19 protein-coding genes are annotated in these 19,979 nt (G+C 51.0%); 9 read left to right on the forward strand and 10 right to left on the reverse strand.

Going from position 1 to position 19,979, the window contains the following annotated elements; all coding sequences use genetic code 11:
- Positions 1-28: 28 nt before the first annotated feature.
- The 7 genes from ftnA to AC286M_RS21135 form a co-directional block, all read right to left on the reverse strand.
- Entirely contained in the window at positions 29-574 is a 546-nt protein-coding gene (ftnA, locus tag AC286M_RS21105; protein ID WP_488206270.1) for a non-heme ferritin, read from the reverse strand.
- 176 nt (positions 575-750) lie between these two features.
- On the reverse strand, positions 751-969 hold the full coding sequence (locus tag AC286M_RS21110; RefSeq protein ID WP_488206271.1) for a FeoC-like transcriptional regulator: 219 nt from the start codon (positions 967-969) through the stop codon (positions 751-753).
- A gap of 281 nt (positions 970-1,250) precedes the next feature.
- Positions 1,251-3,578, reverse strand: a complete 2,328-nt coding sequence (feoB, locus tag AC286M_RS21115; protein ID WP_488206272.1) for a Fe(2+) transporter permease subunit FeoB — start codon at positions 3,576-3,578, stop codon at positions 1,251-1,253.
- A gap of 14 nt (positions 3,579-3,592) precedes the next feature.
- Complete coding sequence (locus AC286M_RS21120) at positions 3,593-4,273, reverse strand: FeoA family protein (protein ID WP_488206273.1); 681 nt, start codon at positions 4,271-4,273, stop codon at positions 3,593-3,595.
- A 451-nt stretch (positions 4,274-4,724) separates the two neighbouring features.
- Positions 4,725-6,767, reverse strand: a complete 2,043-nt coding sequence (modB, locus tag AC286M_RS21125) for a molybdate ABC transporter permease subunit (RefSeq protein WP_488206274.1) — start codon at positions 6,765-6,767, stop codon at positions 4,725-4,727.
- A 329-nt stretch (positions 6,768-7,096) separates the two neighbouring features.
- Complete coding sequence (gene modA / locus AC286M_RS21130; RefSeq protein ID WP_488206275.1) at positions 7,097-7,915, reverse strand: molybdate ABC transporter substrate-binding protein; 819 nt, start codon at positions 7,913-7,915, stop codon at positions 7,097-7,099.
- 12 nt (positions 7,916-7,927) lie between these two features.
- Positions 7,928-8,137, reverse strand: a complete 210-nt coding sequence (locus AC286M_RS21135; RefSeq protein WP_488206276.1) for a TOBE domain-containing protein — start codon at positions 8,135-8,137, stop codon at positions 7,928-7,930.
- Between the two features lie 314 nt (positions 8,138-8,451).
- Between AC286M_RS21135 and AC286M_RS21140 the strand changes: the two genes are divergently transcribed.
- Together AC286M_RS21140 and AC286M_RS21145 are read left to right on the forward strand one after the other, a co-directional pair.
- Positions 8,452-9,591, forward strand: coding sequence for an XRE family transcriptional regulator (locus AC286M_RS21140; protein ID WP_488206277.1), 1,140 nt, complete (start codon positions 8,452-8,454; stop codon positions 9,589-9,591).
- 163 nt (positions 9,592-9,754) lie between these two features.
- A complete protein-coding gene (locus tag AC286M_RS21145; RefSeq protein WP_488203605.1) occupies positions 9,755-11,170 on the forward strand; it encodes an IS4 family transposase in 1,416 nt (471 codons plus the stop codon).
- 27 nt (positions 11,171-11,197) lie between these two features.
- Here the strand turns inward: AC286M_RS21145 and AC286M_RS21150 are convergent, their stop codons facing one another.
- The gene (locus tag AC286M_RS21150; RefSeq protein ID WP_488206278.1) at positions 11,198-12,136 is read right to left on the reverse strand and encodes an alpha/beta fold hydrolase; all 939 of its coding nucleotides are present in this window, start codon (positions 12,134-12,136) and stop codon (positions 11,198-11,200) included.
- 682 nt (positions 12,137-12,818) lie between these two features.
- Here AC286M_RS21150 and AC286M_RS21155 point away from each other — a divergent pair.
- Complete coding sequence (locus AC286M_RS21155) at positions 12,819-15,533, forward strand: cation-translocating P-type ATPase (protein WP_488206279.1); 2,715 nt, start codon at positions 12,819-12,821, stop codon at positions 15,531-15,533.
- A gap of 123 nt (positions 15,534-15,656) precedes the next feature.
- Positions 15,657-16,277: an NAD(P)-dependent oxidoreductase gene (locus AC286M_RS21160; RefSeq protein ID WP_488206280.1), complete on the forward strand. Its 621-nt coding sequence runs from the start codon at positions 15,657-15,659 to the stop codon at positions 16,275-16,277.
- A 268-nt stretch (positions 16,278-16,545) separates the two neighbouring features.
- Here the strand turns inward: AC286M_RS21160 and AC286M_RS21165 are convergent, their stop codons facing one another.
- Together AC286M_RS21165 and AC286M_RS21170 are read right to left on the reverse strand one after the other, a co-directional pair.
- Positions 16,546-17,967 (reverse strand): ABC transporter ATP-binding protein, encoded by a 1,422-nt coding sequence (locus tag AC286M_RS21165; protein ID WP_488208856.1) that lies wholly within the window; start codon positions 17,965-17,967, stop codon positions 16,546-16,548.
- On the reverse strand, positions 17,968-18,330 hold the full coding sequence (locus tag AC286M_RS21170; RefSeq protein WP_488206281.1) for a 6TM ABC transporter family protein: 363 nt from the start codon (positions 18,328-18,330) through the stop codon (positions 17,968-17,970).
- 29 nt (positions 18,331-18,359) lie between these two features.
- Between AC286M_RS21170 and AC286M_RS21175 the strand changes: the two genes are divergently transcribed.
- The 5 genes from AC286M_RS21175 (at position 18,360) to AC286M_RS21195 (ending at position 19,955) form a co-directional block, all read left to right on the forward strand.
- On the forward strand, positions 18,360-18,572 hold the full coding sequence (locus tag AC286M_RS21175; RefSeq protein ID WP_488206282.1) for an EamA family transporter: 213 nt from the start codon (positions 18,360-18,362) through the stop codon (positions 18,570-18,572).
- Between the two features lie 20 nt (positions 18,573-18,592).
- The gene (locus AC286M_RS21180; RefSeq protein ID WP_488206283.1) at positions 18,593-18,790 is read left to right on the forward strand and encodes an EamA family transporter; all 198 of its coding nucleotides are present in this window, start codon (positions 18,593-18,595) and stop codon (positions 18,788-18,790) included.
- A 104-nt stretch (positions 18,791-18,894) separates the two neighbouring features.
- Positions 18,895-19,176 (forward strand): hypothetical protein, encoded by a 282-nt coding sequence (locus tag AC286M_RS21185; protein WP_488206284.1) that lies wholly within the window; start codon positions 18,895-18,897, stop codon positions 19,174-19,176.
- Between the two features lie 9 nt (positions 19,177-19,185).
- Positions 19,186-19,596: a XisH family protein gene (locus AC286M_RS21190; RefSeq protein ID WP_488206285.1), complete on the forward strand. Its 411-nt coding sequence runs from the start codon at positions 19,186-19,188 to the stop codon at positions 19,594-19,596.
- Positions 19,587-19,955, forward strand: coding sequence for a XisI protein (locus AC286M_RS21195; RefSeq protein WP_488206286.1), 369 nt, complete (start codon positions 19,587-19,589; stop codon positions 19,953-19,955). Before AC286M_RS21190 ends, AC286M_RS21195 begins: the two co-directional genes overlap by 10 nt.
- The last annotated feature ends 24 nt before the right edge of the window (positions 19,956-19,979 follow it).

The following is a 19,979-nucleotide window of genomic DNA, read 5'->3' on the forward strand; positions in this document are numbered from 1 at the left end:
AGTTCGCCTATCGTACCCCCCCGTCAACTTAGACGGTTGCTGTTGTCGATGGCGTCGTCATAGATGTTGCCTCTTTGGCCGGGGACTTTGCCAGCCGGCCAACTTCCTGGTCAATCAAAAACAGTCCCTGACCTTCGGTGCCGATTAGCTTAATTTTGTCCAGAATGCCCTTAAACAAAAACTCCTCCTGGTGCTGCTCTGCTACGTACCACTGCAAAAACTGCAGTGTTGAGTAATCAGGCTCAGTGTTTGCGAAATGTACCAGCTCATTGATGTTGCGGGTAATGAACTGTTCGTGCTCATAAATGCGCTCAAATAGCTCCTGCAGTGAGTCGAACTGCGTCGGCGGTGCATCCATCCCGCCCAGGACAACGAATGCCCCAGTCTCGTGCATGTAGCTGAGTAAGCGATGCATATGTCCCGCTTCTTCCTGAGCATGCAGCCGCAAAAATTCTTCGCAGCCATCCAAAGACTGGTAAGCACACCAGGAACTCATTTGCAGATACAGATGGGAAGAGTACATCTCCAGATTGATTTGCTTGTTGAGGCGATTGGTCATGGATTGAGAAAGCATCGGTTTTCCTTGATGAATAAAGTTGTGAGTTATGAAGGTTGAGTTCTTACGGCTATCGCTATTTAGGTTGAGTAGATAATTGAACGTTTGAACGTTTTCAGAATTTTCTGATCTCCTAACCAATGTTGCTACACCAATATTGCTACGGCTATAGCTTACAACTTGGAACTCAACATTCACTTTCCTATCCACTCATAGCACTCCAAACTACTCAAGTCGCAACAGGTACAGTTTGCACACTTCTCAGGGGCGGGCAATTTGCGAATGCGGCCTTTGTGGCTCAGCTTAGTCAACATGGGTTGAATAGCCTGACCATCGGCGTGAAAGTGTAAGGACAGGTCAGCAATGGAAACCGTGCCGTGGTGAGCGATGTAGGTTTGGAGGTTGCGGAGCATTTTGAGAAAGGGGGTGGGAGGGTGGATGGGCGGATGAGTAGATGGGTAGATAGGTAGATGGGTAGATGGGTGGGTGTTGGGTTCTGGATACTAGGTTTAGAGGGAGTGAGTTTTTGGGGTATTGGGTGCTAGGTATTAGGTATTAGGTATTAGGTACCAGGCTAGAGTGACGAAGTGCTGGGCATTAGATGTGCTGTTCAGTGATATTTTTTAGCTCCCAGAACCTAAAACCCAACACCTAATATCCAGTACCTAGCACCCATCCACCCATCCACTCTTCCCTACCGTCCCAACAACAACCGCCGCTGTCTTGCAGGTTTGGAATACCGCATGGCGATAATAGTTGCGATCGCAATTAAGACCAGACCAATCACCCAGGCGGCTGAGCTAGCAGGATGGTGAGTGAAGGTCATCACCTGGTAGAACATGACGGCGCTCCAGTAGGCTAGAGCAGTGGTCCAGAGGCCAACAAAGGCAGTCCAGCCAGCGTTGGTTTCGCGGTAGACGGCTCCCATTGCAGCGACGCAGGGGAAGTACATCAGCACAAACAGCAGATAGGCAAAGGCTCCAACGCGCCCGTCAAAGCGGAGGGCCATCTGACCGAAGGTAGTGTAAGCGACTTCCTGCTCAGCGGCAGCGGTTTCTAGATCACTCACGTTACCGACCGACAGGCCAAGGGGATCGAGCAGTGTCCCCGTGAGGGCAGCCAGGTTAGCCGGAATGGTGGCAAAGGCTGCGCCGATGTTGCCCAAGAAGTCGAATTCTGCTTCGTCCACGTTGACCCCGGCGGCGAGGGCTTCATCTTGGCCCAGCTGAGTGTAAAGCGAGTCGAGCGTGCCAACGACGGCTTCCTTCGCGAAGACACCTGTAAAGATACCGACCGTAGCAGGCCAGTTGTCCTGGGTGATCCCCATTGGCGTAAAGACTGGGGTGACCGTCTGACTGAGGGAACTGAGGACGGAATTTTCACTGTCTTCGTTGCCAATCGAGCCATCGGTACCAATGGAGTTCAGCAAGCTGAGCACCATCACCATGATCACAATCACCTGCCCCGCTCGCAAAATGAAGGACTTCAGCCGTTCCCAGGTTCGAATCAACACTCCCTTAAGGGTAGGCAGGTGATAGGTGGGTAGCTCCATTACAAAGGGAGCCGCTTCGCCTTTCAGCAGGGTGTACTTCATAATCAGTCCGGTGACAACGGCCATGCCCATGCCAATCAGGTAGAGCAGGAAGACCACATTCTGCCCAGCGCGGGGGAAGAATGCAGCTGCGAACAAGGCATATACCGGCAGTCTGGCCCCGCAGGACATGAACGGATTCATCAAAATAGTGAGAATGCGATCGCGCCTGCTCTCCAGCGTCCGGGTGGCCATAATCGCAGGTACATTACAGCCAAACCCTACCAGCATCGGTACAAAGGACTTTCCTGGTAGCCCGACAAACCGCATAAAGCGATCCATGACAAAGGCCGCCCGGGCCATGTAGCCGCTGTCTTCCAAAAACGCCATAAACAGGAAGAGACAGGCAATTACCGGGATAAAAGTCGCCACGGTTTGAATACCGCCGCCCATGCCATTAGCCAGCACCACCTGCACAATGTCCGGCATTCCAATGGCGGCCAGCAGTCGGCCAAAGCCATCGACAAAGATCGTGCCGAAGAGGATATCGAAGAAGTCAATAAAAGCGCTGCCAACATTAATGGCGAACATAAACAGCAGATACATCACGCCCAGGAAAATAGGAATGCCCAGCCAGCGGTTTAGCACCACTTGGTCGATTTTGTCCGACTGGGTCAGGTTGACCTCACGAGGACGATTAGCAATGTCGTTGACCAAACGATGAGCATAGCCATAGCGGCTATCGGCCACGGCAATGTCAATATCTTCTCCCAACACCTGATGAATGCGGTGGCGCTGTTCAGCCACTTGACGCAACAGCTCATGGGACAGATCCGGCACGTGGGTATCGTCATACTCCAGCAGCTTCAATGCCGTCCAGCGATCGCGGAGAGTAGGAGTACCGGATGTTGCCAAGGCAGGCGTCAACGCCGTCAAGGCTTCTTCCAGCACGGATGGATACACGACCTGTGCTTTCGGACGATGGGGAGCGACCAAAAACTCATCCAGACAGCTCCGTAACTCATCGACTCCCTGTCCGCGGGAAGCCACCAGCGGCACCACCGGACAACCCAGACGTTCTGATAAGAGATGAGGATTGATGCGGATACCCTGATCCTGAGCCACATCAACCATATTCAGCGCAATGACCAACGGCGCCCCCATTTCCAAAATTTGGGTGGTGAGATAGAGGTTACGCTCTAGATTCGACGCATCAACAATATCAACCACAACCTGGGCAGTACCGGATAGCAGATAGTCACGAGCAATGGCTTCATCAATACTGCCATCCTCTTCCGAGTCAATCGCATAGATACCGGGCAGATCGACCACCGTAATCGTTTTGTCACTATAGCGATAGCGGCCCTCTTTGCGGTCAACAGTGACTCCCGGCCAGTTGCCCACCTGCTGATTCGCTCCAGTCAGGGCATTGAACAGAGTTGTTTTGCCGCAGTTGGGGTTGCCAAGTAGGGCAATGGTGTAGTTTGGCATGGTGAACCTCTCCATTATCTGCTTATAACCTCAACCCGTAACGCTGCCGCTTCCCCTTTTCTCAAACTGAGCCTAAAGCCGCGCACTTCAATGCTGATGGGATCACCCATCGGAGCTTGGCGAGTCACGGTGAAGTGAGTACCAGGGGTGAGTCCCATTGACAGCAGTTTTTCTCGATAGGCACGCTGACCTTTTTCATAGCCGATGATGCGACCTGATTGACCCACTGAAAGAGCACCTAAATGTAGGGTGGCTGGCATAGCAATATCTCCATTTACAGGCTGTGTCGGTTGTTGAAGGGTTGTGATTTGAGAAACCTCCTGCTGCACGGTGCTGACCATGACTCGGTGTGCCATGCCCGCGCCTAGACCAATGCGGCAACCTTGTAGTCCTACGATGACCGAGCCGCTTTCAGTCCGGCTAACGATGGTAACCTCGCTGCCCTGAACGATCCCCAAATCGGTGAGGCGGCGTGCCATCCGATGCCCGCCTTTAATCTGGACGATCCACACTCGAGTTCCAACTGTCGTCATCGCCAAAGGCAAGCTTTCTCCAATTGAAGTTGGAGCGGTAGCCTGAGAACGGAGTGATGGAGCGTCTTCTGTGTCGGCAGTGCCACCGATAAACGTTACGTTCCAAAATTGAGCATCAACCGAGGCATCTGAAGCGGTGTTAACTGCTGAATCAAATTCCATATCAGACTCCAAAATCAGGACAGAGGGAGAAAAGCGAATGGCCTAGCGAGAATAATTCCTAACTTGCCGACAAGACACAAAAATCACTTTATCACTAAAAAGCTATTTAACGATCTTTTTGAGATAAGTAATCAATTGCGAGGGTTGGAGATGGAAACGGTTCGCGATCGCAAAGTTGGGTTAGTTACTTAACGGGGTAACGTCATGAAAGATAAGTAGCGATAGGAAACCTAATTAATCAAGGACACAGCCAACCTTCAGCAAAACGATGTGGTAGTTGGAGGAACTGCAATGTACTCAATCTCAGTTTAAGTAGCAGCCAAATAATATTATTCTCAATAAATACCAAAGTTGAATTAGGCATTTTTGCTTTGTAGACAACCCTTTATCAAGCTTAAAAAAGCGCTGTAATTACTTAACAGGTCGCAATCTTGGATCAGAAAACTTGTGCTTAGCGTGCCATCGGGATCAGGCGATCCGGATCGAGCCAGATTTGCCAAGGAAATGAGCGGCTTTTGAGTAAATCCCACTGATCGCGATAAAGTTCTGCCTGGAGATGATAGTCCTGGGGAGACTTTGGTTCACTATGGAGTTTAATGTAAAGTGTTACCCGGTGCTGGGTTTCGGTAATCATGGCTAACCAGCCGGGGAAAGTGTTGCTCTCACTGGGTTCTAGGAGGCATTTAATATGATGCGCTCGCAATCCGACATAGCCACTGTCAGCAGGCATCGGCGTACTGACTTTAAGACAGCAGCCCCAGTCTAGAGCCTCGATATGATAATCGTCTAATCGTCGGGCACGGGAGAAGTTCTTACATTCAGTGACCTTGGCCACCTCAAAGGTGGGGGGATGTTCAAAAATCTCTTTTTTGGTACCTTCCGCCTGAATGTGTCCGTCCGAGAGCACCAGCAAATTGGTGCAAACCCGGTAGGCTTCCTCCAGTTTGTGGGTAATGAACAGGGTAATGCCGTTGTAGTGGGAGAGCACCTCGATCAGCAGCTTTTCAATGTGACTGCGCAGGTAGGTGTCCAGGGCAGACAACGGCTCATCTAGCAAGAGAATATCGGGCTGGATCGCGAGGGCACGGGCCAGTGCAACCCGCTGCTGCTGTCCTCCTGAAAGCTGATGAGGATAGCGATCGCCTAGTCCCGTCAACCCAATCTGATCAAGATACTTCGTCACCTCTGCTACCCGCTGCGGCTGGGGGATAGAGTTCATGCCAAAGGCTATATTTTGGGCGACGGTGAGATGCGGAAACAACGCGTAGTTTTGGAAAACCAGACCGATTTTGCGATCGCGACTTGGCACATTAATCCGCTTATGGGAGTCAAACAGCACCCGCCCGTTCAGCACAATCCGGCCCTGAGTCGGCGTTTCTAGGCCAGCAATACAGCGCAGGATCATGCTCTTGCCTGATCCGGAAGCGCCCAACAATCCCAGGGGCTGGCTGCTGGTCGCAAACCCTACATTGAGCTGAAATCCTGATACATGCTTCTCAATGTTGACTACCAGCTCAGCCTCAGTTGAGATTGCGATCGCATCTTCTGCCGGACGAGGAGCTACCATCACCGCTGAGCGAGTCACTGGCATCCACTCTGCCTCAGACCCTGGAGTGAATTTTTCCCAAGCTGATTCCCCAACTAGAGTGGGAGTTGGGCCATTTCCCGACGCTAAAACAGGACGATCAGCCTGTGGCTTATTGAAGGCAGTTGTGAGCAAATGAGCCGGAGCGGGCATTCCCGTTGCAGCGAAATTAAACTGGTCGCCTCGCAATGTCCTGAAAAAGACCCAGTTGAAGCCCCGCTTCACCAATTCATTCACAGGTGTTTGCTGATGGAACTTGCTCCGGTTGCCGTAGTTGATCCCAGCAATCACCACCAGCGAAACCGCAATCATCAGCAATACCCAGGCTAAGGCCACTCCCATGCGTCCCGCCTCAGCCGCAAAGAAAATTGCGATCGGAATCGTTTGAGTCACACCGGGAATGCTGCCCCCGATCATCAGGGTTGCCCCAAATTCTCCCAGGGCACGGGCAAAGGCCAACACCGTTCCCGCCAACACTCCCGGCCAAGCCAGAGGCAGCAAAATCTGCCAGAAAATCCGCCCTTCTGAAGCGCCCAGCGTGCGGGCAGAGCTGATTAAAGTCAGATCCACCTGCTCAAACGAACCCAGCACCGTTTTGTACATCAGCGGAAAAGCCACCACCGTCGCCGCAATCACCGCTGCTGGCCAGGTAAAGATAATAGAAATACCGAGCTGACTGAGAGATTGCCCAACTGGACTATTCTTGCCCAACAACAGCAGTAACAGAAACCCCACTACTGTCGGTGGCAGGACCAACGGCAGGGTGAGCACTCCATCAATTATGCCCTTGGCCTTTCCGCGATAGCTCAGCATCCAGCGAGCGACCAAAATACCTAAAAACGCGGCCATAACAGTAGCGACAGCCGCCGTTTTTAGCGAAATCCAGAGGGGAGTGAGATCTGCTGGCATGAAATTTTCTAAATTTTCGATAGATTGTGAGGCGACGGTGATCCGAAACGTAGCAACTTGACCGACAAAGCCCAAAAAGTATTCTGTCGTAGTGGTTTGTCAACCTTGTTTTGGTGGGTTTTGATGGTTGGTATGCCGTGCTCTGCGCGGCATACCAACCATCAAAACTGATTTGACACAGCAGTAGTAGCACTGCCAGCTTAATTTGCTGGGTAAGGTGGGCAATGCCTACCCTACAAGTCGCTGGTTTAAGGAATGGGGCAACCCCGTATGTTAGGCCGGTCGCGCTACTACTAAGGAACTGTTGTCAGTTAGTCAGGCACAACTCCTTATTCAGCCATAACGAAACCGTACTCCTCAAAGATGGCAACTGCTGTATCACTGGATAAAAAATCGACAAAAGATTGGGCGGCTTCGGCATTTTCGCTATCGGCGACTACTCCAACTGGATAAACGATGGGAGAGTGGGTATCGGCAGGAGCAGTGGCAATAACCTGCACCTGGTCAGACACTTTGGCATCGGTGGCATACACCAGACCGGCATCAACATTGCCCGTCTCGACGTAAGACAGTACCTGCCGCACATCCTTAGCAAACACCATTTTGGGCTGCAGGGCTTCAAACATGTCCATTGCAGTCAGCGCTTCCTGGGCGTATTTACCAGCGGGAACGCTTTCCGGTTCACCTAAGGCAAGTTTGCTGACTTTATCGGTTTCAAAGTCGCTGAAGTTGGTAATGTCCGTCTTGTCCTGAGACACAATCAAGACCAGAGAATTCAGCAACAAGTCTTTGCGAGATCCCTCTAAAATTTGCCCTTGCCCTTCTAAGTCATCCATCCATTTCTCGGAAGCGGAGAGAAAGATATCGGTGGGAGCCCCTTGAGAAATTTGCTGGGCTAAGGAACCGGATGAACCAAAGTTGTAGGTAATCGCAACGTTTGGCTCCTCAGCCTGGTATGCCTCCTGCACGTCTTTCATGGCGTCCTGCACACTGGCCGCTACGGAAACGGTCAATTCAACAGTCGCTTCAGGACGACCCGCATCCGTGGCTTGATCATCCGAAGCTGTAGGTGAGGACGTGCAACTGATAGCCCCTATAGATGTGACCAGAGCCAATGTAGACAACACGGTGAAATGGCGTCGATTCATGACTGTTTGCTCCTAGTCCAAAGCCAACATAACGTTGGAAGCTTTCACAACGGCATATACTTCTTTGCCGACCGCAAGTTCCAATTTTTCACTTGAGGCTTTGGTGATCACGGAAGTTATCTCAACACCAGGAGCAACTTCGATAACCACTTCAGTATTGACCGCACCGGGTGTGATCTGCTTGATGGAGCCTTTTAGGGCATTGCGAGCACTAATTTTCATAAGAGTCTCTTGACGAATGCTAGTATTCTTGACACATGTTAAATTTATTGGCGACACTTGGGAAAAACTGTGCCTAGAGATACAGGAGATTGCTTTTCTTTCTCTTGTTAAGGAATTTTTGGCCGCTTACATCCGGTCTGATGCCAAATCCGTCTGTCAAGACCCCAAATGATGCTTTGCACAAGTCCAGCACAGTCTAGCTTTCGCAAAACATAAAAACTGTTTTTATGGACGCAGTTTTTATGAGCGGTTTTTATGAGTCCGTTCATTGAGTCGTTTATACTGACTCACAAATTCATTATTCTGGTGCTGCTGTGAAGGACGATCTCCGTAATGGTTTGAGGCAAACTCGCCTGCGGTTAGGGCTAAGCCAACAGGACTTGGCTGCAATGGTCGGGGTGAGCCGCCAAACGATTAGTGGGGTAGAGTCGGGACAAACAGCATTATCTGTCACCGTGGCTTTAAAGTTGGCCAAAGCGCTAGGTTGCGGCGTCGAAGATTTGTTTTGGCTCGATCAAGACCAGGTCACAGTCGAGGCCGTGCCAACGGCAAGTATGGCAACTGGCGTTCCCTCACGTGTCAGCGTAGCCCGGATTGGAGGTTACTGGGTTGCCCATCCGCTGGTCGGGAATGATGCCTTTCGGATGGAACTCATTCCCGCTGATGGTGAAGCGACTCGCCAAGCCGATCAGGAAACCATCACCGTTACTCTACTGGATGAACCCACTAAGTTACTGAACACGGTCGTTGTCGCGGGCTGCTCTCCCGCTCTTTCTCTCTGGGCTAGAGCTGCAGAACGATGGCATCCAAACCTGCGGGTTCAGTTGACCTTTGCCAATAGTGCGGCATCGCTAGAACGGTTGATGCGAGGCGAAGTTCATATTGCTGGCGTGCATCTTTATTGTCCAAAAACTCAGACGTTTAATGTGCCGTTTGTCCGTCGGGTGCTGCAAAAGCAGACGGCATTGATCATTAACTTAGGCGTGTGGGAAGAAGGATTATTGATGGCCCCAGGCAATCCGAAGGGGATTCAGGGGATTGCTGATTTAGCTCGTGATGATGTCAGCATTATTAATCGTGAGCCTGGGGCGGGCAGTCGGGCTTTGTTGGAACAGGCTTTGGCAGAAGCTGGGCTTTCGCTGCAGCAGGTGTTGGGTAGCGATCGCACTGCATCGTCTCATCAAGCGGTGGCCCAAGCGATCGCAACTGGAGAGGCCGATGTTGGGGTAAGTGCGGCCTCGGTTGCAGCAATGTTCAATCTGGAATTTTTGCCGCTGCGGCAGTCCCACTATGATCTGGTGACCCTGAAGCCTTATCTAGAGGAAGCTCCCGTGCAGCAGCTTTTAGGCACGCTTAGCCATCGTCGGGTAATTTCTCAATTAGAAATTTTGGGCGGTTATGACACTCAATTTACTGGAGAGGTTGTGGCAACAGTGGAAGCAGCTTCAATTTAGGTTTTGCTGATCAAGGTGCGATCGCATCTAGCTACTGGTTTGTCAACGTTGTTTGGGTGGGTTTTGATAGTTGAGAGGCCGCGCCAAGCGCGGCCCAAAACTAATTTGACACAGCACTAGTCGAATGGCACTGACATAAGAGAGCAAAAAAGGCTTCAAGCGCCTGATTTGTCAGAATCAAACCGTTGAAGCCCATAACCTTGCCTCTATGATGCCGAATCGTGCGGACGTTCTCAAGGCCAACTATCAGAGCAGCATCGGTCTACCCTTTGCTGAGATGCTGCCGGAAGCAGAGATTGAAACTGTGCTGAGCGAGCAGGGAATCCGATATCGACAAGTCCTCTACACTCCCATGGTCGTCCTGTGGAGTTGGCTCTCCCAAGTGCTGGATGCCGACAGCAGTCTCAGCCATGCAGTCAAGCGAGTGGTGACCTGGATGAGCGTGTCGGGATTGGAGGTGCCCTCAGCCGATACCGGGGGCTATAGTAAAGCACGAAAACGCCTTCCCGAGTCGATATTTCCGCCCCTGTTCGAGCGGGTGGTGAGGGCGTTGCAGCGCCAAGTCTCCCCAGAGCAACGCTGGTGTGGCCGTCCGGTTAAAGCCTTTGATGCGACGACGGTCTTGATGAGTGACACGCAGGCCAACCAAGCCGAGTATCCTCAACACAGCAATCAGAAAGAGGGCTGCGGCTTTCCGATTCTCAAACTCCAAGTGTGGTTTTGTGTCACCACGGGAGCGGTTATGGCCGTGGCGATGGCTCCGTTGCGGGTGAGTGAATGGCGTCTAGCCCGCCAACTCTATCAGAAACTGCGCCCCGAGGATGTGGTGGTGGCCGATTCAGCCTATGGCACCTATGTAGATTTGGCCTGGGTCGCCCGGATGGGAGCCGATGCTGTCTTTCGCAAGCATCATCAGCGCCGCTGCGATTTCAGACGGGGCAAAAAACTGGGCATTGGCGATCACATCGTCCGCTGGCAGCGCCCGAAGCAATGCCCTCAAGCCCTCAAGCCGCAGGAGTTCGAGGCTCTGGCGGCATCCATTGAGGTGCGGGAAGTGTATCTCTTCATTCAGGTTCCTGGGTTTCGCCCGACCAACTTTGTGGTGGTAACGACGCTACTCGATCCCAACCGCTATCCCAAAGCTAAACTTGCCGAACTCTATCAGCTCCGCTGGCAGGCCGCCGAAGTTAATCTCCGGCATCTCAAAACCACCTTAGCCATGGAGATGATTGCTGCCAAAACACCCACCATGGTGAGCAAAAGTATTTGGGTGCATCTGTTGGCCTACAATCTGCTTCGCACCCTGATGTGGGAGGCGACAGCCGACGGCGAGGTCGGGGTGTTGCGAGTCTCTCTACAAGGTGCTCGGCAACAGTTCAATCACTTCCGGCCTGAGTTGCTGCATCTAGCTCCATCCGAACGACGGCGAGGCTACCAGGCCTTGTTAAACGTGGTGCGAGAGTTGGTGATTCCGTTTCGACCCAACCGTTCAGAACCCCGAGTTGTAAAGCGCCGTCCCAAACCGTTCCCAAGAATGCAGGAACCTCGCTCCGTCTTGAAAGCCAGGTTGCTAGCTTGATACAGCTTATGTCAGTGCCATTCAGCACTAGTCAACCGATTGGGCAGGGGAATCGGTTAAAAAGGGAATAACCACTTCAGCTACCGCTTCGCCATATTCCTCAGCCAAGCCCAAAGTGCCCGGTAGATGGGTCGATTCAACCGATGGCAGGGCGGCCACTGCCTCCATTTCTGCTTTCGATGCCGAAGGGGATTGATCGGCAATGACCACCATTACCGGACAAGCAATCTGCTCAATGTACTGTAGAAAAGCATCTCGGCTCTGCACCGGATCAAGTCCACCCGTCACAAAAGCGGCTGGAGCATAGCGAGCCCCGGTTTGTTGAGTATTTTGATGGCGCTGCGCAATATACTCCGGCGTTAACTGCGCGTCATCGACAAATACGTGGCGGCGATACATCCATTTGAGGAACGCTGGTTGCGTGTTGAGGCTATAGAGAGCTTGACCAATCAGGGGAGTTCTCACCAGTTCCTTTACTCCCGATCGTACTGCTGGTGGTACACCCATAACGGCCAAAGGGCCGCGCCAAGTGGGCGCTATCAGCACCAGCTTGGCACAGGTTGTGGGCTGCTGAGCCGCCACATGTAAAGCATAGCCAGCCGCGTGTCCTGCGGCTGCGATCGCAACTGGTGTATCAAGCCTGACTGACACGAAATCCTGTAAAAACTGGTTATATAGAGCAGGACCGTAGTTGAGAGGTAAGCGATCAGACTCACCAAAGCCCGGCCAATCGAGGGCAACAACCTGGAATTGAGCCGCTAACTGCTGCGCCAGCGCCTTCAGTTCCGCCCGCGTCGATACAGTGCTGAAAGCCGGTAGCAACAAGACTGGATTGCCGCTGCCTAGCACTTCATAGGTAATCGTCAGATTTTGCCCTTGCCACTGCCAAGAAAAGGTTTCTACTGAACCACCCAGCCGAGGTTGTTGAGTCTGCTGAGCCTGTTGAATGCGTAAATCGGTCGTCATGATCGTGCCCTCTTGATCTGCCCTTGATCTATTTGATGCTTCTACCATAAACGCCATCCGATGAAGAGTAGGATACCGCATTCCAGCAGTACTTTATGAGGTTCATTCAGGTTAGAAAATCAGCAAGAGCAGACTGTCAACAGCTTAAGCCAGATTAAGCAGTGAGTAGTTAAATATTATTTATTTCGAAACTCATCTTGGTCATTAGGCCAAAAAACGGGGCAGTCTTTTGCATCAACTTTGCCAACATTTTGTTTATGTACAGCGCATTTCAGAGGAGGATTCTTGCTAGAGAAACGGCATTTTGAGCAAGGAACAGTGCGCAGATTATGTAAGTTCTTGAACGTGTTTCGACCTTTTTCTCTAACGTGGAAAAGTCGAAATAGAAAAAAGACCAGCACACAAGCAGATAAGCCCCAAACCTGTAAATTTAGAGGATTATCCATCCTGGGGCATAAGAGTCGCATGATTGAGTAGCCCGAAGGAATACATATCCTCAAGGTGGAATACCTGACATCGATACTTGGCAATCTATAGCAACTGGCTAATACAACATTGGAGTTGCTTATCTCTCTTTACTTCATATCTGCAATTCAGATTCGTCCTAACTCTAAAATGAAAACGCGAGGATGGATTTGGCCAGTAGCCTATCTATGCTTGTCCTGGTACTGTCAAACGCGCTATGGCTAGATCACTTTCTTCTGAAGCTCTGAATCGGCAATGGCATCACCTTTCGGTACAGGAGGTGACAGAGCAGCTACACAGTCATCTCCATAATGGCTTAAGTCAAGAAGCCGTATCCCAGCGCCAAGAGCAGTTTGGGCCAAACAGACTCACCCCCGAAGCCGGAATTCCTCCGTGGATGAGGTTTTTACAGCAATTCAATCAACCATTGCTCTACATCTTGCTGGTTGCTGGCGCGATTACTCTGCTGCTGCAGGATTGGATCGATGCTGGGGTCATCTTTGGGGTGGTGCTGATTAATGCCGTTGTTGGCTATATCCAAGAGGCGAAGGCAGAGCAGGCGATGGAAGCACTAGCCAAGTCCATCGTGACGGAAGCGACAGTGATTCGCCAAGGCAAACAGCAGCGAATTCCAGCCGATCAGCTCGTGCCCGGAGATTTGGTGCGATTGGAATCGGGGGATAAAGTAGCAGCCGATCTACGGCTGACTGAAACCAAGAATCTACACGTTGATGAGTCTGCCCTAACGGGTGAGTCGGTGCCAGTAGACAAGAGAACCAATCCCCTTGATGCCGATACTCCGCTGGCCGATCGCACCAATATGGCCTTTGCCGGAACCATTGCCACATCCGGACAGGGGCGAGGGTTGGTGATCGCCATTGGCGAGGCGACGGAAACCGGGCAAATTGCGGAAATGGTAGAACAGAGTGCTCATCTGACTACGCCTCTGACCCGCAAACTGGAGCGATTTAGCTGGCGTCTGCTCTACGTTATTTGGGGACTGGCGGCACTGACGTTTGCGGTTGGGTTAGGCCAGGGACAATCTTGGATAGAGATGTTTCAATCCGCAGTGGCGCTAGCAGTGAGCGGCATTCCAGAAGAGTTACCGCCCCTGGTGACTATTGCGCTGGCGATTGGTGTTTCTCGCATGGCCGATCGCAATGCCATTATCCGCAAGCTACCAGCCGTCGAAACCCTGGGCAGCGCGACAGTGATTTGTTCCGATAAAACTGGCACGCTGACCGAGAACCAAATGACGGTCGAGCAGATTTATGCCGGGGGACAGCGCTATCAAGTTAGCGGTGCTGGCTACAGTACTGCTGGGAATATTCTCCAGGATGATCAACCCGTAGCAATTGCTCAAGCGCCAGCTTTACGAGACTGCTTGCGCTGCGGGTTACTCTGCAATGACTCCGAACTACAAGAGAAAGAAGGGCAGCTAACCGTCGAAGGTGATCCGACCGAGGGCGCATTGATTGTCGTGGCTCACAAAGCTGGGCTAACGCGACAAAGGCTGGAGGAGACTCAAACCCGACGTGACATTATTCCCTTTGAATCAGAACATCAATATATGGCAACCCTGTATGAAGGGGGAGAACCAAACCGGATCATTTATAGTAAAGGTTCAACAGAGGCAATTTTAAGCCGCTGCGATCGCACTCAAACCAATCAGGAAGAATCTGCCGAACTCGATAAGAATGCCATCGAACAGATTGCTGAATCCTTTGCTGAAAGAGGACTACGGGTACTAGCCTTTGCTCAAAAAACGGCAGAGGATACTGACACCCTAGAGCGAAAGGATATCGAATCTGGCTTAACTTTTCTAGGTCTACAGGGCATGATTGATCCGCCCCGCCAGGAAGCCATTCGAGCCGTCGAGATCTGCCAAAACGCAGGCATTCAGGTCAAGATGGTCACCGGGGATCACCGGGTGACGGCCAGTGCGATCGCAACCATGATGCACTTGAGCCAGCGCGATCACGCTCCGGCGCTCTCTGGTCAAGATCTTAATCAGATGAGTGACCAGGACTTGAAAAACGCGGTTGAAGATACAGCCGTCTTTGCTCGCGTTGCCCCAGAACAAAAGCTCCGGCTCATTGAAGCCCTTCAGTCCAAAGGCCAGATTGTGGCGATGACGGGAGATGGCGTCAATGATGCTCCCGCATTGAAGCAGGCCGATATTGGCATCGCAATGGGCAAAGCGGGCACTGAAGTAGCCAAAGAAGCCTCAGACATCATCCTGACTGACGATAATTTTGCCTCTATCGAAGCCGCAGTCGAAGAAGGACGCACCGTCTACCTGAATTTGACAAAAGCGATCGCATTTGTCCTACCCGTCAACGGTGGCGAGTCATTGACCATTCTGGCAAGTGTGCTAATGAATACGGCACTGCCCATCCTGCCGCTACAGATTCTCTGGGTCAATATGGTCAGTTCCAGCTCGCTCTCGATTCCGCTAGCATTTGAACCGCAGCCGGAGGGAGTCATGGAAAAGCCGCCCCGGCCAACCCATCAATCCCTGCTGACGGCAGATATCCTCTGGCGCATTGGCATTATCTCTCTGTTCAACTGGGCCGTTACGTTCGGCATATTTGAGTGGATGATGGGGCGGACAGAAAACGAAGCCTTGGCGCGGACAATGGCCGTACAAACTTTGGTGGCTGCGGAAGTGTTCTACTTACTCTGCATCAGCCGATTTATTCCATCGCTCTGGGCTAATTTACAACGTAAATCTAAACCGCTAGCCTATGCACCTGCGATCGGTATCGTCTGTGTAGCAGGACTACAAATCTTGTTCAGTCAGCTATCGGTATTTAATAATTTGTTTGACACGGTTCCCCTAAGCTGGACGCAGTGGCTCTTGTGCCTGGGAGCAGGATTACCAGTTATCGTGTTTGCTTCACTGCTCAGGTGGCAAAAACCACTCAAGTAGATTGACTGATATTTTGTCCCTATTTCAACCAATTCATTACAAATAATTCATTACAAAGATAGAAGGCAACAATTGGGTCGTCTGCCACCGTAAAAATGGCCTGGAAATAATGGAGAACACAGGATGAACTTACTCATTTTTGGTGCGACTGGAGATACAGGTCGCGAACTGATTAAACAAGCACTTGACCAAGGGCATACTGTCACTGGGTTCTCCCGCCACGCGAATGAGCTGACTGATGACTTTCCAGCGGTACAGACCGTGCAAGGAGACGTGTCCGACATGGCAATTGTTGAGCAGGCCGTGCAGGGACAAGATGCTGTACTGTCTGCCCTTGGTTCTTCCAGCCTGAAGCGAAGCCCAGCGCTGACCAAAGGTGTAGAAAATATTGTTCAGGCTATGGAACAGCACAACGTGCGCCGACTGGTCTATCAGTCCTCTTTGGGAGTCGGTGACAGTCGCAAACAAGTTGGCTTTTTTATTCGCTATATCGTCGTTCCACTGGTACTGCGAAATGCGATCGCAGATCACGAAGACAAAGAACAGATCATCAAGCAAAGTAATCTAGATTGGGTGATTGTTCGCCCCGCTGGCCTAACCAACGGCGATCACACAGGCGACTACCACTATGGTGAAACAATCGATTTGGGTGCCCGAATTTCGCGCGCAGATGTGGCGGACTTCATGCTGAAGCAGGTCACCGATGATACTTGCCTCAAGAAAACTCCCGGCTTATCTTACTAAATCTCTGACTAGATGTTGTACCCCATTTTTTTATTAGACTTTATTGGAAATTGTTTTGTAGCGCGGCGGAGCCGCGCTACAAAACAATTTCCAACCCCAAAAACTTTATTTCCAATAAAGTCTATTGTTTTGGTCTTCATCTACAGGTAATGCGTTCCCTAATGCGGTGCAGACATCACGTTCAGAACATTAGTGGGTAGGACATTCAGGTAATCATCGGCTCAGTTGCAAGCAGGAAAGAGAGATGCGATAAGCCACCGCGTCTCCTCTACTCAATCTGATTGCCAGACTGTACAAGCCAAAGGTTTGTATATATTCCATTCATAGACAGCAGATCATTGTGGGTACCTTGTTCAACAATTTGTCCTTGATCCATTACGTAAATGCAGTGACTATGGCGAATGGTGGAGAGGAGATGTGCGATCGCAATTGTCGTCCTACCTTGAGTAATCTTGGCTAAGGAACGCTGAATCGCGGCTTCCGTTTCGTTGTCTACTGCTGAAGTGGCTTCATCCAGAATCAAAATTGGTGGATCTTTGAGGATGGCGCGTGCGATCGCAAGTCGTTGGTGTTGTCCGCCGGAAAGCTTCTGCCCTCGTTCGCCCACAATCGTGTCGTAGCCTTGTGGTAACTGCTCAATAAACTCATGGGCTTCGGCTAACTTGGCGGCCTGAATAATCTGGTCGCGAGTCGCGTCAAAACTGCCGTAGTGAATGTTTTCAGCGACCGTGCCGTGAAATAGAAACACATCCTGACTCACCCAACCGATACATTGGCGCAAGTTCAGTAGATTGAGGTCGCGAATATCGATACCGTCAATCAAGATTCGTCCACTTCGCACGTCGTAGAACCGCAGCAAGAGTTTAGCCAGGGTGCTTTTGCCCGAGTCCGTTGCGCCGACAATCCTGATTGTCTGACCAGCGGGAACGTGTAGCGAGAGATTCTGAAGCACAGGATTGCGACCACTGTAGGCAAAGGTGATGTCTTCAAACTGCACCTCGCCGCGCACAGAACTCAGCGGTAGGGTGAGATGGCCCTGAGGAATGGCGATTGGCGTATCTAGCAAACCCATCACCCGTCGCACTGAGGCCATCGCCCGCTGGTACTCATCCAGCAGTTCGCTCAGGTCGGTAAACGGCCACAGCAATCGCTGAATGATGAACACCAGAAAGCCGTAGGTGCCTGCCGATAAGCTGCCATTGGCCACGGCCACCCCGCCCAGAAACAGCGTGGCGGTGAAGCCGATCAGGATCACGATGCGAATCAGGGGGACAAAGGCGGCACTGAGGGCAATGGCCTTGTAGTTACTGTGACGATAGGCGTTACTTTCAGCGGTGATGCGATCGCACTCGTAGGCTTCGGCGATGAAGCTTTTGATGGTGGCCATGCCTGAGAGGTTGTTGGTTAACCGACTGCTGATCAGTCCGCTTTTCTCACGCACATCGGCATAGCGCGGCTCCAGCTTGGCCTGGAATAGGCTGGTTCCCCAGATCACAAACGGAATCGGAGCCATCGCCCACCAGGATACGCCCGGAGCCAGGGCAATAAACGTGCCGCCGACAAAGAAGACGGTGGTGAGGAAGTGCAGAATGTCGTGGGCACCAAAGTTCAAAAATCGCTCTAGCTGGTTGGTGTCATCGTTGAGCACCGACAGCAGCATGCCGGAGCTGCGGTCTTCAAAGTAGCTCAGCTATAGCTCTTGCAGATGGCTATAGGCATCGACCCGCAGTTCGTGCTGGAGGGTCTGGGCCAAGTTGCGCCACAGGCGACTGTAAGCATATTCTGTCAGCGATTCCAGGCTCCAGATCAGCAGGGTTAGGGCTGAGAGCACAGCTAATTGTCCAGTGATACTGGTGAAGCCCAACTGAGCAATGAGGGAGTTTTCTTCATTCACTACGACATCAATGGCGATGCCGATCAGGTAGGGCGGGGCAAGGTCGAAGATGGTGTTGAGGATGGAAGTTGCGATCGCACCTAAAGTCTGTAGCTGCTTCGTTTTGCCGTAGCGCAATAAACGGATGAGCGGATGATGACGAATTGAAGGAACTATCATAAGCAGCACAAACAATCACGAAATAGAGAATGATGGGATACGAAAAAGCCTGGTGGATTTTTGCTTTACTTTCTGCTTTTTTTGCGGCGCTAACGACCATCTTTGCCAAAATTGGCGTTGAGAACATCGATTCCAATCTGGCAACCGCTATCCGCACGGTAGTCATCTTGGCAATCGCCTGGGGGATTGTGTGGGCAAATAGTCATATGCAGGAGATATTTTCCATCTCTCCTAAACGTTGATATTTCTGGTTTTATCGGGAGTGGCGACCGGATTATCATGGCTTTGTTATTTCAAAGCACTACAAATTGGCAATGCGTCTTTGGTTGCTCCTGTGGATAAGTCAGGGTTGGTTTTGGTGCTTTTATTATCGGTTCTATTTTTAGGTGAGCCGTTGACGCTCAAGGTGGTTTTAGGAACGGTATTCGTGTTAGTGGGAACATTCGTGCTGATTCTGTAATAAATTGCATTTAAAGGTTTGCTGCTGCGATCGCGCTTAAAAATCGAGCAATCACTTTTTCGTGAAGTTAAAATGGGTCATATCAACGTCACGAGGTGATGGCCATGCCACTTTTACCGATACTGATTGGATCATCGACAGTGTTTGGGATGGGTTACTTCTGCGTAGATATCTATCGCAATCGGCGCAGACTATCTGAGAAAGCTGTTCCAGAGGCAAACTTAACCTGCTATGAACTGGGTGTTCCGGATGAGATTGATGTTCACGCAATTGGGCAAACTCTGAGCCATGCTGAACACGCGATCGGGGAAGCCACCAGTGAGTGTATGAGTGGCGGAATTGGGCATTGTGTGGAGGCGATCGCCCACAGCCTTTCTAATCACTGATCGTTGAATATGGTTAAAGATCGCTTTCATGATGTTGTTAGAGCAGCTTTGGAGAAAGAGGGTTGGCAAATTACGGCTGACCCCTATGAAATTGCGGTTGATGATGTCGAGTTTGAGATTGACCTAGCAGCAGAGCAGCTATTAGCCGCGACCAGAGGAAATCAGAAAATTGCTGTAGAAGTGAAAAGCTTTATCAGTCCGTCTAATGTTTCAGATTTTCATACGGCGCTCGGGCAGTTTTTGAATTACCGAGATGCATTAGAGATTGTTGAGCCAGATCGTCAGCTCTATTTAGCGGTACGAGAGCCAATTTACAAGAGCTTCTTTAAACGACAGTTTATTGTGGCGGCAATTCAGCGATATCAATTGCGACTAATAGTTTACGACGTACAACAGGAGGTCATTGCTCAATGGCTGTAGAACAGTATCGGCACCACATTCGACAACTCCTTTCCGAACGCGCCCAACGCGCTTTAAATCAAAAAAATGCACAGGAATATGAGGTGCAAACGGTCTTTGATGCTGAGCAGGATCATTATCAACTGCTGCATGTGGGTTGGCGGGGAAACAAACGGGAATTTGGCTGTATTTTGCATCTGGATATTAAGGATGGAAAAATCTGGATTCAGCACGATGGAACAGAGGTAGGAATTGCCAATCAACTGGTTGAGTTGGGGGTGCCCAAGCAAGATATCGTATTGGCTTTTCATGAGCCTGAAGTACGTCAATTTACTGGCTTTGGCACGGGTGAATCAAAGGAAGCTTCTTTAGCCTCTTAGCAAAATCATGCTGGTATTATGGGG

Source organism: Thainema salinarum CENA647 (assembly GCF_057732415.1).